The organism is Methanothermobacter sp. (genome assembly GCF_030055435.1).
In the GTDB taxonomy this organism is placed as follows: Archaea; Methanobacteriota; Methanobacteria; order Methanobacteriales; family Methanothermobacteraceae; genus Methanothermobacter.
This window is the reverse complement of the sequence record NZ_JASFYG010000002.1, coordinates 203708-219332: the sequence shown is the minus strand read 5'-3', so window position 1 is coordinate 219332 and position 15625 is coordinate 203708. Positions and strand designations below refer to the sequence as shown.

At 49.2% G+C, this 15625-nt stretch carries 17 protein-coding genes; 13 read left to right on the top strand and 4 right to left on the bottom strand.

Annotation, left to right across the window (positions count from 1 at the left end; all coding sequences use genetic code 11):
- Nucleotide 1: 1 nt before the first annotated feature.
- The 3 genes from pfdA (at nt 2) to QFX30_RS02880 (ending at nt 2888) form a co-directional block, all read left to right on the top strand.
- Nucleotides 2–427 (top strand): prefoldin subunit alpha, encoded by a 426-nt coding sequence (pfdA, locus tag QFX30_RS02890; RefSeq protein WP_300487966.1) that lies wholly within the window; start codon nt 2–4, stop codon nt 425–427.
- Nucleotides 428–1510, top strand: coding sequence for a signal recognition particle-docking protein FtsY (ftsY, locus tag QFX30_RS02885; protein WP_300487963.1), 1083 nt, complete (start codon nt 428–430; stop codon nt 1508–1510).
- 103 nt (nt 1511–1613) lie between these two features.
- A complete protein-coding gene (locus tag QFX30_RS02880) occupies nt 1614–2888 on the top strand; it encodes a GAF domain-containing protein (RefSeq protein WP_300487960.1) in 1275 nt (424 codons plus the stop codon).
- A 50-nt stretch (nt 2889–2938) separates the two neighbouring features.
- Here QFX30_RS02880 and dmpI read toward each other — a convergent pair whose 3' ends face one another.
- The gene (dmpI, locus tag QFX30_RS02875; RefSeq protein ID WP_237778936.1) at nt 2939–3124 is read right to left on the bottom strand and encodes a 4-oxalocrotonate tautomerase DmpI; all 186 of its coding nucleotides are present in this window, start codon (nt 3122–3124) and stop codon (nt 2939–2941) included.
- Between the two features lie 89 nt (nt 3125–3213).
- Here dmpI and QFX30_RS02870 point away from each other — a divergent pair, with 89 nt between their 5' ends.
- Nucleotides 3214–3666 carry a deoxyuridine 5'-triphosphate nucleotidohydrolase gene (locus QFX30_RS02870; RefSeq protein ID WP_300487957.1) on the top strand — a complete coding sequence of 151 codons (453 nt, stop codon included), beginning with the start codon at nt 3214–3216 and terminating at the stop codon, nt 3664–3666.
- A 5-nt stretch (nt 3667–3671) separates the two neighbouring features.
- Here QFX30_RS02870 and acs read toward each other — a convergent pair whose 3' ends face one another.
- A complete protein-coding gene (gene acs / locus QFX30_RS02865) occupies nt 3672–5633 on the bottom strand; it encodes an acetate--CoA ligase (RefSeq protein WP_300487954.1) in 1962 nt (653 codons plus the stop codon).
- 69 nt (nt 5634–5702) lie between these two features.
- Between acs and QFX30_RS02860 the strand changes: the two genes are divergently transcribed.
- Nucleotides 5703–7271: a thiamine pyrophosphate-binding protein gene (locus QFX30_RS02860; RefSeq protein WP_300487951.1), complete on the top strand. Its 1569-nt coding sequence runs from the start codon at nt 5703–5705 to the stop codon at nt 7269–7271.
- 63 nt (nt 7272–7334) lie between these two features.
- On the opposite strand, the gene QFX30_RS02855 is transcribed toward QFX30_RS02860, so the two are convergent.
- A complete protein-coding gene (locus QFX30_RS02855) occupies nt 7335–8492 on the bottom strand; it encodes an alanine--glyoxylate aminotransferase family protein (RefSeq protein WP_300487948.1) in 1158 nt (385 codons plus the stop codon).
- 195 nt (nt 8493–8687) lie between these two features.
- On the opposite strand from QFX30_RS02855, the gene QFX30_RS02850 reads away from it, so the two are divergent.
- Nucleotides 8688–9386, top strand: coding sequence for a 6-hydroxymethylpterin diphosphokinase MptE-like protein (locus QFX30_RS02850; protein WP_300487946.1), 699 nt, complete (start codon nt 8688–8690; stop codon nt 9384–9386).
- Nucleotides 9387–9784: 398 nt separating this feature from the next.
- On the top strand, nt 9785–10909 hold the full coding sequence (locus QFX30_RS02845) for an ORC1-type DNA replication protein (protein WP_300488245.1): 1125 nt from the start codon (nt 9785–9787) through the stop codon (nt 10907–10909).
- Here the strand turns inward: QFX30_RS02845 and QFX30_RS02840 are convergent, their stop codons facing one another.
- On the bottom strand, nt 10910–11080 hold the full coding sequence (locus QFX30_RS02840) for a hypothetical protein (RefSeq protein ID WP_300487944.1): 171 nt from the start codon (nt 11078–11080) through the stop codon (nt 10910–10912).
- A 123-nt stretch (nt 11081–11203) separates the two neighbouring features.
- Here QFX30_RS02840 and QFX30_RS02835 point away from each other — a divergent pair, with 123 nt between their 5' ends.
- The 6 genes from QFX30_RS02835 (at nt 11204) to QFX30_RS02810 (ending at nt 15621) form a co-directional block, all read left to right on the top strand.
- Nucleotides 11204–11626 carry an archease gene (locus tag QFX30_RS02835; RefSeq protein WP_300487942.1) on the top strand — a complete coding sequence of 141 codons (423 nt, stop codon included), beginning with the start codon at nt 11204–11206 and terminating at the stop codon, nt 11624–11626.
- 25 nt (nt 11627–11651) lie between these two features.
- A complete protein-coding gene (locus tag QFX30_RS02830) occupies nt 11652–13100 on the top strand; it encodes an RtcB family protein (protein WP_300487939.1) in 1449 nt (482 codons plus the stop codon).
- Between the two features lie 15 nt (nt 13101–13115).
- Complete coding sequence (gene mtnP, locus QFX30_RS02825) at nt 13116–13901, top strand: S-methyl-5'-thioadenosine phosphorylase (RefSeq protein ID WP_300487936.1); 786 nt, start codon at nt 13116–13118, stop codon at nt 13899–13901.
- Nucleotides 13892–14470, top strand: coding sequence for a flavodoxin family protein (locus tag QFX30_RS02820; RefSeq protein WP_300487933.1), 579 nt, complete (start codon nt 13892–13894; stop codon nt 14468–14470). The genes mtnP and QFX30_RS02820 overlap by 10 nt, the downstream gene beginning before the upstream one ends.
- Nucleotide 14471: 1 nt before the next feature.
- On the top strand, nt 14472–14801 hold the full coding sequence (locus tag QFX30_RS02815; RefSeq protein ID WP_300487930.1) for a NifB/NifX family molybdenum-iron cluster-binding protein: 330 nt from the start codon (nt 14472–14474) through the stop codon (nt 14799–14801).
- A gap of 232 nt (nt 14802–15033) precedes the next feature.
- Nucleotides 15034–15621 (top strand): 30S ribosomal protein S3ae, encoded by a 588-nt coding sequence (locus QFX30_RS02810; protein ID WP_300487927.1) that lies wholly within the window; start codon nt 15034–15036, stop codon nt 15619–15621.
- Nucleotides 15622–15625 lie beyond the last annotated feature (4 nt).

Below are 15625 nucleotides of genomic sequence, written 5' to 3'. Positions count from 1 at the left end.
CATGGAAGACCAGCAGAAACTTGAGGAGATAGTAAACCAGCTCAACATTTACCAGAGCCAGGCAGAACTTATCCAGCAGCAGATGGAGGCTGTCCGGGCAACTATCAGTGAACTGGAAATACTTGAAAACACACTGAAGGACATCCAGGGAAAGGATGGCTCTGAAACCCTTGTACCTGTTGGTGCCGGTTCCTTCATAAAGGCAGAACTCAAGGAGACAAGTGAAGTCATAATGAGTGTTGGTGCTGGTGTTGCCATAAAAAAGAACTTTGAGGACGCCATGAAAACCATCGACTCGCAGAAGAAGGAACTTGAGGCAACACTCCAGAAGATGGGTGAAAACCTCCGCAAGATAACCGACATCATCCTCAAACTATCTCCTCAGGCAGAGGAACTCCTTAAAAGGGTAAGGGGAAGTGAGGAGTAAGTGTTTGAATCTCTGAAGAAAAAATTCACTGAGACAGTTGGGAAGATCACCGAGAAGGTCTCTTCAGGTGCTGAAGCCCCATCTGAGGATGAGAAGACATCCCCAGAAGGGGGCGGCCCTGAGCCTGTGGCAGCTGCTGAAACCGATAATACAGAATCTGAGACTCCAATTCCAGAATTAGAGGATGAAGAAACTGAAGAAAGGAGTGATGGAGAGGGCTCAGGTTTTCTTTCATTTTTCAGGGAAAAGAAAATATCAGAAAAGGACGTTGAAGACGTACTCTGGGAACTGGAAATGGCCCTCCTTGAAAGTGACGTGGCACTTGAAGTGGCTGAAAGAATCGTTGAGGAACTCAGGAAGGAGCTGGTTGGTAAGAAGGTTAAAAGGAGTACTGAAATCTCAAATTACACAAGGGAAGCCCTTAAAAAGGCCGTCATGGATGTTCTGAGTGTTGATGGCGTTAAAATCAGAGAACTTGCAGAAAAAAGGAAGCCCCTTGTTATAATGTTCGTGGGTATAAACGGTACAGGTAAAACAACAACAATCGCCAAGGTGGCCAGGTACTTCATGAAGATGGGCCTTGAACCTGTTATGGCTGCAGCAGATACATTCCGTGCAGGGGCAATAGAGCAGCTACATGAACACGCAGATAAACTTGGTGTTAAACTTATAAGCCACCGAAAGGGGGCTGACCCTGCTGCGGTGGCCTTCGATGCAGTATCCCATGCGAAGGCTCAGGGTAAGGATGTTGTCCTCATAGACACGGCGGGGCGAATGCAGACAAACGTCAACCTCATGGATGAAATGGCCAAGATAAAGAGGGTTGTGAAGCCTGACCTCATAATATTTGTTGGTGATGCCCTTACAGGTAACGATGCCATTGAACAGGCAACAAAATTTGATGATGCAGTGGGCATAGATGCCGTTATACTCACCAAGGCTGATGCCGACGCCCGTGGCGGAGCAGCCCTATCCATAGGTTACATGATCCGTAAGCCCATAATATTCCTCGGTACAGGGCAGGGCTACGATGACATCATGGAATTCCAGCCCCAATGGATGGTCGATCAGCTGTTTACCTGACTGATTCTCAGTTTAGCATCATGACCTACATTATCCAAAAATTTTTATACAATGTGATTTTTTTATAAAATACAATCTCCATTTCCCATGGAGGGGTTTCCATATGACTGCAAGGATACTGCTGGTTGAGGATGAGGCGATAACTGCAATGGACCTCCAGAGGAAACTGGAATTCCAAGGTTACGATGTGACCGGAATTGTCCACAGCGGGGAGGCTGCAGTTGAACTTGCAGAGAAACACCGGCCAGACCTTATTCTCATGGACATAATCCTCAGGGGCCCCATGAGTGGAGTTGAGGCTGCAGAGAGGATAAAGGATCTTGATATACCCATTGTTTTTCTATCAGCACACTCCGAGGAAACCACGATGGAGAGTGCAAGGGAGGTTGAGCCATACGGTTACCTAATAAAGCCGTTCGATGAGAAGGAACTCTTTTTCACAATAGAACTGGCCATTCAGAGGCACAGAAGCGAAAGGAAGATAAGGAAACTCAACCGTTCCCTAAGGATGCTCAGTGAGTGCAACCAGGCCATAGTCAGGATCAAGGATACTGAAGAACTTTTAAGGGAAATATGCAGGATCATGGTTGATGTGGGTGGCTACAGGATGGCCTGGATAGGGTTTAAGGAGGATGATGAATTCAGATCCGTCCGTCCGGTTGCAGAGTATGGTTTCCATGAGGGATACCTTGATTCCATACAGGTGAGCTGGGGTGAGGGCAGATACAGTGAGGGACCCACAGGAAGATCCATAAAGGAGGGGAAACCCGTAGTTATAAGGGATACCGAAAATGATCCATCCTTCGCCCCATGGAGGGATGAGGCCATTGAGAGGGGGTACATGTCTGTTATGGGACTTCCCATCAGGGTTATGGACGATAACATTGGGGCACTCACCGTTTACTCCTCAGAGAAGGATTCATTCGACCCTGAAGAGGTGGAACTCCTGGCTGAACTTGCAGCTGACATATCCTTCCGCCTTGAATCTGAAAGTGTCCTTGGTGAAATGGAGAAAAGGATAACTGAACTTGAAAGAAGGGAGGAATTATTCAGGAAAATTTTTGAGTCAACCCCTCTGGCCATACTCAACTTCAAGGTTGGAGATGGTATCCATCTTGCTGAACTCAATAGAGCAGCCTCAATCTTAACCGGGCTGGAGACCGCCGGTTGTGAGAGCATTGAGGATGTGCTCAGCGGTCTCCATGAGGATGATTTAAAAGAGATAATAAGGGCAGCTGAGAGGGGTGAGGATTCCAGGTGGGAACGTCTTCAGTACCGTAACGGAGATTCTGTGAAGTTTCTGGAATTGAGAACTGTTAAAACCTCAGGGGACACTGTAACGGTATTTTTAATTGATCGTTCTCCAGCTGAAAATTAAAAAAATCTGAATTTCTTATCTATCCCCTCATCTGAGAATTAAAAAATCTTTCAATCCCTGTCACAGAGGAGTATCCCCCCAACACCAACATCCTCAGGTGGGACCTCCCTTATGAGCACTGTTATTGTTGACTCTGGAAGGCCCATCACCTCACTTGAGACCTCTGTTATACGTTTTACAAGTTCCCTCTTCTTTTCCCTTGTCAGCTTGTTGCAGCTTATCTGAATAACAGGCATGGTACCACCAGATATAACTATGGAGTCACATCAAATAAGTCTTAAACTGGATGAGCTTATATCACAGTATCAACAGAGAGGAATGAGATATGATCGGAGAAAAGGAGTTAATAAAACTTTTTCCGGATTTTAAGGAACTGGTACAGCCGGCTGGGATTGACCTCCGTGTTGATGAGGTTTACCGGCAGGCAGGTCCAGGTTCACTGATTGACGATGAAAAGAATTTGCCGCCCCTTGAAAGGCTGGATCCGCCTGTATACACACTGGAACCAGGGAAATCCTACCTTGTGAGTGTGGATAGAAAAATAAAAATACCTGAGGGCTATGCTATGCTTTACCTTCCAAGGTCAACCCTGCTGCGATCCTTTGTATCGGTCCACACCGCAGTTGGAGACCCTGGATTCCGGGGGACGCTCCAGTTCCTTGTCCAGAACTGTGGTGAATATGAGTACAGGATCAAGAGGGGTGAAAGGATAGCGCAGGGAGTTGTATTCCCCGTCAAGGGTTCTGGGAGGTACAGGGGGAGCTACCAGGAGGATTGAATGGATTAAATTGTCTGAAGTCTCTCCTCAAGCATCCTCACAGACTCGGGGTTTGAGAGTGTGCTCAGGTCACCCGCATCCTCACCCCTTATAAGGGCCTTTATAACCCTCCTCATTATCTTACCTGAACGTGTTTTTGGCAGATCCTCGACGAATTCAATGTAACTCGGACTTGCTATTGGCCCTATCTCCCTCCTGACGTGCTCCCTCAGAACGCCCTTGAGGCGTGGTACTGGCTTCACGGTGTCCCGGAGTGTCACGAATGCCGCTATCTCCTCACCCTTCAGTATATCGGGTTTTCCGACCACCGCGGCCTCGACTACGTCGGGGTGACTTACAAGGGCCGATTCAACCTCGGCTGTGCTTATCCTGTGACCTGCGACGTTGAGGACATCGTCTTCCCTTCCCTGTATCCAGAAGTAGCCATCCTCATCTATCCTTGCAACATCCCCGCTGAGGTAAATCCCAGGGAAGGTGCTCCAGTATGCCTCCACATACCTCTCAGGTTCCCTGAACAGTGTCCTGAACATTGCAGGCCAGGGTGTCCTTATAACCAGATGTCCCCCACTTCCACGTATGCTCTCACCGTCATCATCAACCACATCAGCCACCACTGTGGGGAAGGGCTTCCCTGCAGATCCAGGCTTGAGTGGTGTTAAAGGAAGGGGTGTTATCATGTGCATCCCGGTCTCTGTCTGCCACCACGTATCCATGATTGGACATCTGCCACCACCAATCGTCCTGTAGTACCACATCCATGCCTCAGGGTTTATGGGTTCACCCACAGATCCAAGGAGCCTTAGGGTGCTGAGGTCATACTTTTCAGGCCACTTGTTCCCGTACTTCATGAAGAGCCTGACGGTTGTGGGGGCAGTGTAGAAGATTGTCACACCGTACCTTTCAATCATGCTCCATATCCTTCCAGGGTCAGGGTAATCAGGGGCTCCCTCATACATAACCGATGTTGAGCCCTCAATGAGGGGGGCGTAGACTATGTAGCTGTGACCTGTTATCCACCCTATATCCGCTGCGCACCACCAGATGTCCCTTTCCTTTACATCAAAGACAAACCGGTAGGTGGAACTCACACCAGCTGCGTAGCCCCCGTGTGTGTGCACCACTCCCTTGGGTTTTCCTGTGGTGCCCGAGGTGTAGAGTATGAAGAGGGGGTCCTCCGGGTCGAGCTCCTCACAGGGGCATTCATCACTCATTCCCTCAACTGCATCCTCCCAGCGCAAATCCCGCCCCTCAACCATGTTCACGTCCTCCCCGAGCCTGTCAACAACTATGACCCTCTCAAGTGATGGTATGTCATCTGCTACCATATCGAGGGTATCCTTGAGCCTTATTACCTTACCCCTCCGGTAGAATGCATCTGCAGTTATTGCAACCTTTGCCTCTGCATCCACAGCTCTCTCACGGAACGCCTTGGCCCAGAACCCACTGAATACAACACTGTGAACGGCCCCTATCCTTGCGCATGCCAGCATCGCAACCGGAAGTTCAGGTATCATGGGAAGGTAGATGCTCACACGGTCCCCTTTCCCGACACCCATCTCTTTAAGTGCATTGGCAAGACGGTTAACCTCCCGGTAGAGGTCATAGTAGGTGAGCTTCCTGACGCTACCATCCTCACCCTCCCATATATAGGCGACCCTGTTCTTTTCAGGGCCAGCAACGTGCCTGTCAAGTGCATTGTAGGTTATATTGAACCTTCCGCCTGTGAACCACCTAGCATGGGGTGGTTCCCATTCAAGGACCCTCTCGTATGGACTGAACCATTCAAGTTCAGATGCCATTTCATCCCAGAACCATTCAGGATCCGACCTGGCTCTCTCAAGGAGCTCATCATAATCCCCTATGCCATGTTGATCCATCCAGATCCTTATATTGCTGTTTCTAACTGTCTCATCATCTGGATTGAAAATTCGTTCCTCCTTAAGAAGAGAATCTAGCTGCCCGCTCATAATAAACCCCCACTTACAGTAATTTTTCTATTTCATGATTTAAATAGTTGGCAGAATATACTTGAAGTCATGAAGGTGTGCGCAGAGGTCCTCACAGAGATGCTTGAGGAGGCAGGTTTCACCCACATATTCGGGCATCCCGGTGAACAGATACTCCCCCTCTACGAGGCCCTCCGAAAATCAGGGATCCAGCATGTTCTCATGAGGCACGAACAGGGGGCTGTACATGCTGCAGACGGCTACGCCCGGGCCTCTGGAAGGCCAGGTATATGCGTGGCCACCGGCGGCCCCGGGGCCCTGAACCTTGTTATGGGAGTAGCCGCTGCAAACACCGATTCTGTGCCCCTCATAGCTCTAACAGGGGACCTTCCCAGGGGTGAAGGTGGGGGCAGGTTCCAGGAGACAGACATAGAGGGTGTCTTCAGTCCAGTTGTAAAGAGCAGTCGAACAGCCTTCAATGGAGATGATGCTACCCTGGCGCTTATTGATGCCCTCGATGCATTTGATAGGGGAGTCACCGGGGTGATGCACATCAACCTCCCCAAGGATGTGCTTGAGGAGGGGGTGAAGACCATTGAAAAACCCCCCAGTACACCAGGTAAAACACCAGACCCCAATGATGCCATTGAGGTTCTGAGATCAGCAGAAAAGCCCCTGGTCCTGGCAGGCGCGGGCATAATCTGGGCAGGAGCCCTTGAGGAGTTCAGGAAGTTTATCACTGAAAACCAGCTCCCGGTTGTGACGACCTACAGTGGGAGGGGTGTTCTCCCAGAGGACCACCCACTCTGCCTTGGAATGACAGGGACAAGGGGGACTCCCACAGGAAACTATGCTGCAAGGGAATGTGACGTTCTCCTCGTGCTCGGCTCAAGACTCTCAGATAGGACCTCAGCGGCGATTGGTAACCCCCAGATTATACATGTTAATACAGACCCCAATGTCCTTAGGGGCGATTTCAGGTTAAATATGAATGTAAAGGACTTTCTGATGCATGGTATTCATGTGAAACATCCTGTAAGATGGTTAAGGGAACTTCATGACTTCAGGAAAAAAAATCCTCCCCTCTATGATTTACCTCTTGGCGAAGAGAAAACCCTTAAGACCTCCTCAGCCGTCCGCAGCATCCTAGATGCTGCCCCAGATGCGGTTGTGGTCAGTGACGCTGGAAGTCACACAACCTGGGTCACCCTCCACAGGAGGGTTCTAAGGGAGCGCAGCCTCCTCTTCTCCGGGGGGTTCGGACCCATGGGGTATGGCCTGCCTGCTGCAGTGGGTGCAAAACTTGCAAGGCCAGATGATGATGTTCTGCTGGTGGCGGGGGACGGGGGTTTCCAGATGACCATGCAGGAACTCGGGACCGTGGCTGAACTGGACCTTGGAATCACCATGTGCATACTGAACAACGGGCAACTTGATGTTATAAGGCAGTGGCAGGAGATGAAATACGGTGCAAGCTACTCTGTTAAGATGAGGAACCCTGATTTTGTTAAACTTGCAGGTGCATATGGTATAGGTGCAGAGAGGGTTTATGAAATTGGTGACGTTGCAGGGGCCGTTGAGAGGGGCCTTGATTCAGGAGAACCCTATCTAGTGGAGTTAATGGTTGAAGAGGAGAACATACCCCTTCCAGATCTGTAGATCCTTAACTGGATGAAAAAAGGAATTTTGGCCTTAAAAAAGAATTAAAGGAAAATAATCCGTTCAGACATCCTCAGGGAGGTAGGTGTCGGCAACCGCGGCCACTGCCTCTCCCATTTCAACTTCAAAGCCCAGTTCCCTCAGGGTCATCTCCAGGGCTGAGAATGTTGTTATAAGTTCCCTGTGGGTTATGTTACCCATGTGGCCTATCCTGAATATCTTGCCCTTCAGGTGGTCCTGGCCCCCTGCGAGTTCAACGTGGTACTTGTTCCTCATTGTTCCCCTGAGTTCTCCATCTGTGACGCCCTCAGGTAGATTAACGGCCGTCACCGTGGTGGATGATACCGATTCATCAGGGAAGAGTTCAAGGTTGAGGGCCTTTACAGCATTCCTGGTTGCCTCAGCTGCCAGTTTATGCCTCTTTATCCTGTTGCTGAGTCCCTCCTCCATTATCACCTGAAGTGCCTCGTGCATTGCGTATATAAGTGAGACTGCTGGTGTGTAGGGGGTTTCAGGTGGCTCGGCATCCCCGCTCTTCCTGTACCTCTTGAGGTTCAGGTAGTATGTCCTGGGGTTATCCACTGATTCAACAACCTTCCAGGCGTCGTCGCTGAGTGTTATGGCTGCCAGGCCGGGTGGGGCTGCAAGGCACTTCTGGGAGCCGGTCACGCAGATGTCTATGCCGTAGCCGTCAACTTCAACCTCGTCCCCACCGAGGGATGAGACCGTGTCAACTATGTAGAGGGCGTCGTAATCCGCCATTATCTTACCTATCTCCTTTATTGGGTTTGCAACACCGGTTGATGTCTCATTGTGGACAACGGTGACCGCCTTTATATCGTCATTCTCCTCAAGCATATATCCTATCTCATCGGGGTTGACGGCGCTGCCCCACTCGACGTCTATCCTTATTGATTCTCCACCGAAGGCCTCAACTATCTGTGCAAACCGCTGGCCGAATTTGCCTCCAACAACGTTCAGGATTTTGTCACCTGGTTCGATGATGTTTGCAACCGCCGCCTCCATGGCAGCTGTCCCCGACCCTGTTAGGAGGTAAGATTTATTGTTTGTCCTGAAGACATCTGACATCATCTCAGTTGTTTCAGTGAGTATTTTACCAAACAGTGCGCTCCTGTGGTTAACAATGTTCTCTGACATTGCCTTAAGGACTCTCTGGGCCACCCGTGTTGGCCCGGGGATCATAAGCAGTGTTTCATCCATTCCAAAAAACCTCCAGATTCAAGTGGATTCTGTAACCTGTACTTATTTTTAATCGTGCATTTAAAAAGATTTACACATGTGATGATGCCATAAAGTTCAAGTTGGAGGAACACATGGGGGTCACCGGCCTCTACCTGGATGGAACCAGAAAGTCTGATCAAAAGAATCATATATCTCCCCTGATAGATTTGTCCCATGGAAATGGAAGTCTGGCTCGAATGGTATGGGCGAATACTTGATGACTTTGGATTCAGCAGGAGGGCCGATGAGGAGTCTGCATTCTACCTGGAATCCTTCCTGAGGGAGCATGGCTGCCCGGGACCCGAAATCCTGAGGGTTCCCTCACTGGACTTCATCGTATTCGGTGCTGGTCCATCACTCAGGAAACACGTTAAAAGATTCAAAGAGGTCAGAGGGAATGTCACCATAGTGGCAGCAGATGGTGCGACAACAGCGCTTCTTGAGGAGGGTTTAGTCCCCCATATAATCGTGACGGACCTTGACGGTAGAATGGAGGATATAATTGAGGCCAACAGGAGGGGGGCCTCCCTGGTGGTTCATGCCCATGGCAACAACCTTGAGGCGCTCAGGAAGTATCTGCCATGCCTCAAGAACTTTATAGGGACAACCCAGAGTGTCCCCTATGGATGCATATACAATTTTGGGGGCTTCACGGATGGTGACCGGGCCGTTTTCCTTGCAGAGGCCCTCGGTGCAGAAACCGTGATACTTGCCGGCATGGACTTCGGTGAAGTTGTAACCAGGTACTCAAGGCCTGAGATGGGTTCCGAAACAGGAAGGGCGGATCCAGTTAAGAGGCTCAAACTCGAATATGCTGAGAGACTGATAGAGTGGATTGAAAGGAATGGAAGAATCCAGATAGAGAAATGGTAACCTTAAGGAGGCTACAGTGCATAAATGCGCTGCCTAACCATGTTCTCCCCCTGATGATTTGTAAAGCGAGGAACATAATCATTTCCATTACTTGATTAAATTCATCAGTTATCAGAATGCATAGGAGTGATTCCAGCAGCAAAGACATCATCATAAAACTAATGCGGATCTTATTTCCCTTTAATTTAAAGTGAGTCATTAGGGACGTCATCTCATTAAAGCGGGTATCATCCAGATAAAACATTATTAAATCCTTACCCTCAACTCATGCAATTCTCAATCTAAGTAAACAGATCCAGATAAAACCTTATTAAGTTCTTACCATATAAATCATTCTGATGATTTCATGTGTGCTCTGAAAAAATCCTTATGGCCATTTAAAATAAACTGTGAAGAATATGAAGGATATAAGGGATATACTGCTTCATGATGAAACCATCTTCAGGTATATGAATGCCTTTGACCCGGACTATGTCCCTGAGAACTACAGGTACAGGGAATCCCAGATGGAGGCCCTTGCAGTCTGCATAAGGCCTGCCCTGAGGAATGGAAGACCCGTGAATGCCGTTATACTGGGGTCCTGTGCAACAGGTAAGACCACCGCCATCAAAAAGATCTTTGAGATGGTTGAGTCAACATCCGAAAACGTTGTCTGCTGCTATATAAACTGTCAGCTTCACACCACAAGATTCGGTATCTTCTCCCAGATTTACAGCAAAATATTCGGACATCAGCCCCCTGAAACAGGTGTACCTTTCTCCAGGATCTACCAGGCGATAATGCAGCACCTGGCCAGTGAAAACAGGGCGCTGGTGGTGGCCCTGGATGATATAAACCACCTCTTTTACAGTAAAAACGCCAACAAGGTCCTGTACGATATACTGAGGGCCCATGAGGTGTTTGAGGGCGTTAGAACCGGTGTATTCGCGGTTTTATCTGACATTGAATTCAGGTACGCCCTTGATAAAAACGTCAACTCCATATTCATACCCCAGGAGATCATATTCCCACCCTACACCCGTGAGGAGATATTCAATATCCTTAGAGATCGTGTGAGGGTGGGCTTCTATCCAGGTGTGATCTCCGATGAACTCATAGAGAGAATAACCGATCACACCGTGGATACCGGGGACCTGCGCTACGGCATAGACCTCCTGAGGGTATGCGGAAACCTTGCAGAGGCCGATGCCTCACCTGTAATAACCGAGGAACACCTTGAAAGGGCTGTGAGGAGCACCGGGCCGGTTAACCTCATGCACACCGTGAGGACACTCAACAGTCAGGAAAGAGAGTTTCTCATCAGTATAATTGAGGCAGAGGATGACGACATAACCGCTGGCAGGCTCTATGAGCTCTTCTATGAGAGGACAGGGGCTAGTTACTCGTCATTCAACAGGACAATTGAGAAGCTTGAATTTCTGAGACTCATTGACACGAGACTGACAGGTAAGGGTGTTCGTGGTAATTCGAGGATTGTGATCCCCAGATTCAGCAGGGACGAACTTAAGAGGTGCCTGGACTGATCAGACCCCTGCAGGGCAGTTGGAGTTGGCCCCTCCCGCCACCATGAGAAGGCCCCAGACTACGACAGAAATCACAACTGAGATTAAGATGAATGACCTTGGATCAACACCAGCCACCGTCAGCAGCCAGAACCTTCTCCTGATACTGTTTGGTTTCCTGAGACTGTGCATACTACCACTCCACTATCATCTTCACCGGAGATTTATTTAAAAAAAGAGATAGAGAGCATCTGAAAACTAACCAGTGGATGAAATAATCATTCCTCTCTGAATCAGATAAATGGAGAGTCCCCCATGAAAAGGTTTGAATTCTTTGATGTTACTGCAGATGCAGGATACTGGGCCTATGGCCATACACCCGAAGAGGTGTTTGAAAACGCCGCCCTTGCAATGTTCGAGATAATGACAGACACATCACTTGTCAAAGCAGAGGAAAGCAGGAGAGTGAAAATAAAATCCGAGGATATGGTTTCGCTGCTCTATGACTGGCTTGATGAACTCCTCTTTATACATGACACTGAATTTATTTTATTCAGTAAGTTCAAAGTTAAGATAACTGAAGATTATGATGGTCTGCGTCTTAGCGGTAAAGCCTCAGGAGAGGTGATCAAGGACCACCATGAGAGGCGTGATGAGGTTAAAGCCGTGACCTTTCACATGATGGATATCCTTGAAGAGGATGGCTTGATGAAGGCAAGAGTTATTCTGGACCTGTAATGTATAAGTAGAGAGGATGATGCGTATGGATATAAGGGAAGAGCTGGTTAAGGTGAGAGAATCCGTCTGGGAAGTTCCAACATCATACAAGAAGGGAATGAGAGTTCCTGGAAGAATATTCCTGAAAGATGAGGCCCTCAGGGACCTTGAGAAGGGGGCTGTTGATCAGGTGGCAAACGTTGCATGCCTCCCAGGGATCCAGAAGTTCTCAATTGGACTCCCAGATATACACTTCGGATACGGGTTCAGCATAGGGGGTGTGGGTGCATTCAGCGCCCGCACAGGAGTCATAAGCCCCGGGGGTGTTGGATTCGACATAAACTGTGGTGTCCGCATGGTCAGGACCAATCTGGACCATGAGGATGTTAGGCCAAAGATAAAGGAACTCATAAACACCCTCTTCACCAACGTACCATCAGGTGTCGGGAGCAAGGGAAAGATAAGGCTCAGGCCCGGTGAAATCGATGAGGTTCTTGAAAACGGGGCAAAATGGGCCGTTGAAAATGGATACGGATGGGATCAGGACCTCAAATTCCTGGAGGAGAACGGCAAAATGGATGATGCCAGTGCAGATAAGGTCAGCGATAAGGCCAAGAAGAGAGGCATACCCCAGCTGGGATCCCTTGGATCAGGTAACCACTTCCTGGAGGTCCAGATGATAGATGAAATATTCGACGAGGAGGCAGCCGCCGCCTACGGTGTGAGCCCCGGCAAGGTCGCCGTTATGATACACTCAGGTTCAAGGGGATGCGGCCACCAGGTATGCTCAGACTACCTGAGGCTCATGGACAAGGCATACCGGAGGTACAAGATAAACATACCTGACAGGCAACTTGCCTGCGCCCCAGTGGATTCAGATGAGGCCATGGATTACTTCCAGGCCATGGCAGCCGCAGCCAACTATGCCTGGGCCAACCGTCAGATGATAGTCCACTGGGTGAGGGAGTCCTTTGAAAGTGTCTTTGGGATGAGTGCAGAGGACATGGAGATGGAGATCGTCTATGACGTGGCACATAACATAGCAAAGAGGGAGGTGCACACTGTAAAGGGACGTGATACAGAGCTCTTCGTCCACCGTAAGGGAGCCACGAGGGCCTTTGGACCGGGCAGAAAGGAGATACCCGCTGAATACAGAAAGATCGGTCAGCCGGTCATAATTCCAGGTACCATGGGGACATCATCCTACCTGCTCCACGGAACAGAGGTTGCAATGGAGGAAACCTTCGGTTCAACCGCCCACGGGGCAGGAAGAAAGATGAGCCGGGCCGGTGCAAAGAAAACCTACCGTGGAGAGGAGGTGCAGAGAAAACTTGAAAGTGAGGGCATCTATGTGCGGGCAACATCCATGCCAGTGGTTGCAGAGGAGGCCCCCGGTGCCTACAAGAATGTTGACTTGGTGGTGAGGACAACCCATGAAACCGGCATATCCAGGCTTGTTGCAAGGATGCTTCCACTGGGAGTTGCAAAGGGATAGTCTGGCGGTGAATCAATGATAGGGCTCATCGGAGGCACAGGGGTATACGAGATAGTGGAGCATGGAAGAATAATCGGAAGGGAATCCTTGGAGACACCATACGGCAAAACACCGGAAATATCAGTTTTCAGGCTTCATGACAGGGATGTGGCATTCATGCCAAGGCACTCCCAGGGGCATGAGAGCCCACCCCACATGGTCAACTACAGGGCAAACATCTGGGGCTTGAAGAAGCTGGGTGTCAGACAGATACTGGCAACAAACGCAGTGGGTTCCCTTGAAGAATCCATAGGGCCCGGTGAATTTGTCGTCCCGGACGACTTCCTGGACTTCACAAAAAACAGGCCCTCAACATTCTATGATGAGAGGACAGTCCACGTGGATATGACAGAACCCTACTGCAGGGACCTTCGCTCTGCACTTGTGAAGTCCTCGGGTGCAGTTGATGGGGGTGTATACGTCTGCACCGAGGGGCCTCGGTTCGAAACAGCCGCCGAGATAAGGATGTTCCAGTCACTTGGGGGCACCGTTGTTGGGATGACTGGAATCCCAGAAGCTGTACTTGCAAGGGAACTCGAGATGTGCTATGCAAGCATATGCCTGGTATCAAACTACGCTGCATCCATATCCCCCTCAAAGCTCACCATCACAGAGGTCTTTGAGGTTATGGAGGAGAGGAGAGAGGATCTCATCGACACACTTGAGGGGGCAATTTTGAAGCTTCCCAGCGACCCTGCCTGTAGCTGTCAGAGTGCCCTCAGCGGCGCTGATGTTAATGAAAATATGGAGGAATGTCCTTGAAGGTTTTAATGATATCTGCAAGTCCAAGGAAGAAAAGCAACACCATGATGGTCCTTGAGCACTGCAGGGATGCGGTGGAGAGTCATGGTGTTGAATGTGAGATAGTATCCCTCAGGGGGATGAATATAGAGTCCTGCCGTGCCTGCCTCAGCTGTGCAAAAAAGCACCGCTGCAAGATCGATGATGGCCTAAACGGGATAATCGATAGGATAAGGGATGCCGAGGGCTTGATAGTTGCAACCCCTGTCTACTTTGGCACAGCCAGGGGTGACCTCATGTCAGCCCTCCAGCGTATCGGAATGGTTTCAAGGGTCTCAGATGGATTCCTCAGCTGGAAGGTGGGGGGTCCCATCGCGGTTGCAAGGAGGGGAGGTCACACAGCAACGATACAGGAACTCCTCATGTTCTACTTCATAAATGACATGATAGTCCCCGGTTCAACCTACTGGAACATGGTATTTGGATGGGCCCCAGGCGAGGTTGAGGACGATGATGAGGGAATCGAAACCATAAGGCGCTTCGGGGAAAACGTGGCCGAACTCATAAAGAGGATTCACAGCGGGGAGTAGTATGAGGGTAGCAGTCGCCTCCTCCAACGGTGAGGAGGTGGACCTCCACTTTGGAAGGGCGTCAAAACTTTTAATATATGATTACAGTGATGGAAAAATGGAATTCGTGGAGGAGAGAACGGTTAATATTGCTGAAGATGATAAACATCAGTGGAGGAAGGTTCTCGACTCCATAATGGACTGTGATGTTGTAATAGCCGTCCAGGTGGGCTTGAAAGGGAAGATAGGAATCGAGGATGCTGGTTTAAAATTTGTGGCAGACGAGGGGCCGGTTGATGAGGTTCTGAAAAGATGGGTGAGGCACTTCGAATTCATGAACTCTGCCATCTGAAGACCCCAGACGCACCCCCACAAAAGTGGACCCCAGCAGTTCAGGTGAATCCCCGCTTAAGGTAAACCATATACCCCATGATGTCAAGGTTTAAATACTGCCTCATCATAATTATAGACTATTCATAACTGGCGGTGTAGAAACTTCCTATCATGGTTTAACCAGTTAAGATGAATTTTTTGAATTAGATTAAACCAGCTGCTTTTACGGTGTTAAATTTTAAGGTGATATAATGGCAAAGGCTCGAAGAAGGAGAGTACGTGATACATGGAAAGAGAAGAAATGGTATGTGATAAAGAGTCCTAAAATGTTCGGAGAAAACGAAATAGGAACAACACCCGCAAGGGACCCTGATTTCCTCCTCAAGAGGAGGGTTGAGGCAACAATGAGGGAACTGACAGGCGACTTTTCAAAGCAGTACGTCAAGCTGAAGTTCCAGATAAACAACGTTGCCGGGAGTGAGGCGACCACCAAATTCATAGGCCACCAGGTCACAACAGACTACGTCAGAAGCATGATAAGGAGGGGTACAAGCAGAGTTGATGCCCCAGTTATAGTTGAAACAAAGGATGGTTACAAGCTTAAGGTCCATCCACTGGCCATAACAATCAGGAGGGCCAAGTCCTCACAGCAGAAATACATGAGGCAGAGCATAGAGGAACAAGTGAAGGAGATAGCCTCCGAAAAGACCTTCGAGGAATTCGTGGAGGGTGTTGTAACAGGAAAGATCGCCTCAGAGATATACCACCAGGCAAAGAAGATATACCCCCTCAAGAGGGTTGAGATAATAAAAACAAGGGTTCTAGAGGAACCAGCCTGAAACA

Bases quoted from the DNA above. Each gene is read 5' to 3' on its own strand.
- pfdA (WP_300487966.1), top strand. From the start codon at position 2: ATGGAAGACCAGCAGAAACTTGAGGAGATAGTAAACCAGCTCAACATT.
- QFX30_RS02880 (WP_300487960.1), top strand. From the start codon at position 1,614: ATGACTGCAAGGATACTGCTGGTTGAGGATGAGGCGATAACTGCAATG.
- dmpI (WP_237778936.1), bottom strand. From the start codon at position 3,124: ATGCCTGTTATTCAGATAAGCTGCAACAAGCTGACAAGGGAAAAGAAG.
- QFX30_RS02870 (WP_300487957.1), top strand. From the start codon at position 3,214: ATGATCGGAGAAAAGGAGTTAATAAAACTTTTTCCGGATTTTAAGGAA.
- acs (WP_300487954.1), bottom strand. From the start codon at position 5,633: ATGAGCGGGCAGCTAGATTCTCTTCTTAAGGAGGAACGAATTTTCAAT.
- QFX30_RS02860 (WP_300487951.1), top strand. From the start codon at position 5,703: ATGAAGGTGTGCGCAGAGGTCCTCACAGAGATGCTTGAGGAGGCAGGT.
- QFX30_RS02855 (WP_300487948.1), bottom strand. From the start codon at position 8,492: ATGGATGAAACACTGCTTATGATCCCCGGGCCAACACGGGTGGCCCAG.
- QFX30_RS02850 (WP_300487946.1), top strand. From the start codon at position 8,688: ATGGAAATGGAAGTCTGGCTCGAATGGTATGGGCGAATACTTGATGAC.
- QFX30_RS02845 (WP_300488245.1), top strand. From the start codon at position 9,785: ATGAAGGATATAAGGGATATACTGCTTCATGATGAAACCATCTTCAGG.
- QFX30_RS02840 (WP_300487944.1), bottom strand. From the start codon at position 11,080: ATGCACAGTCTCAGGAAACCAAACAGTATCAGGAGAAGGTTCTGGCTG.
- QFX30_RS02835 (WP_300487942.1), top strand. From the start codon at position 11,204: ATGAAAAGGTTTGAATTCTTTGATGTTACTGCAGATGCAGGATACTGG.
- QFX30_RS02830 (WP_300487939.1), top strand. From the start codon at position 11,652: ATGGATATAAGGGAAGAGCTGGTTAAGGTGAGAGAATCCGTCTGGGAA.
- mtnP (WP_300487936.1), top strand. From the start codon at position 13,116: ATGATAGGGCTCATCGGAGGCACAGGGGTATACGAGATAGTGGAGCAT.
- QFX30_RS02820 (WP_300487933.1), top strand. From the start codon at position 13,892: ATGTCCTTGAAGGTTTTAATGATATCTGCAAGTCCAAGGAAGAAAAGC.
- QFX30_RS02815 (WP_300487930.1), top strand. From the start codon at position 14,472: ATGAGGGTAGCAGTCGCCTCCTCCAACGGTGAGGAGGTGGACCTCCAC.
- QFX30_RS02810 (WP_300487927.1), top strand. From the start codon at position 15,034: ATGGCAAAGGCTCGAAGAAGGAGAGTACGTGATACATGGAAAGAGAAG.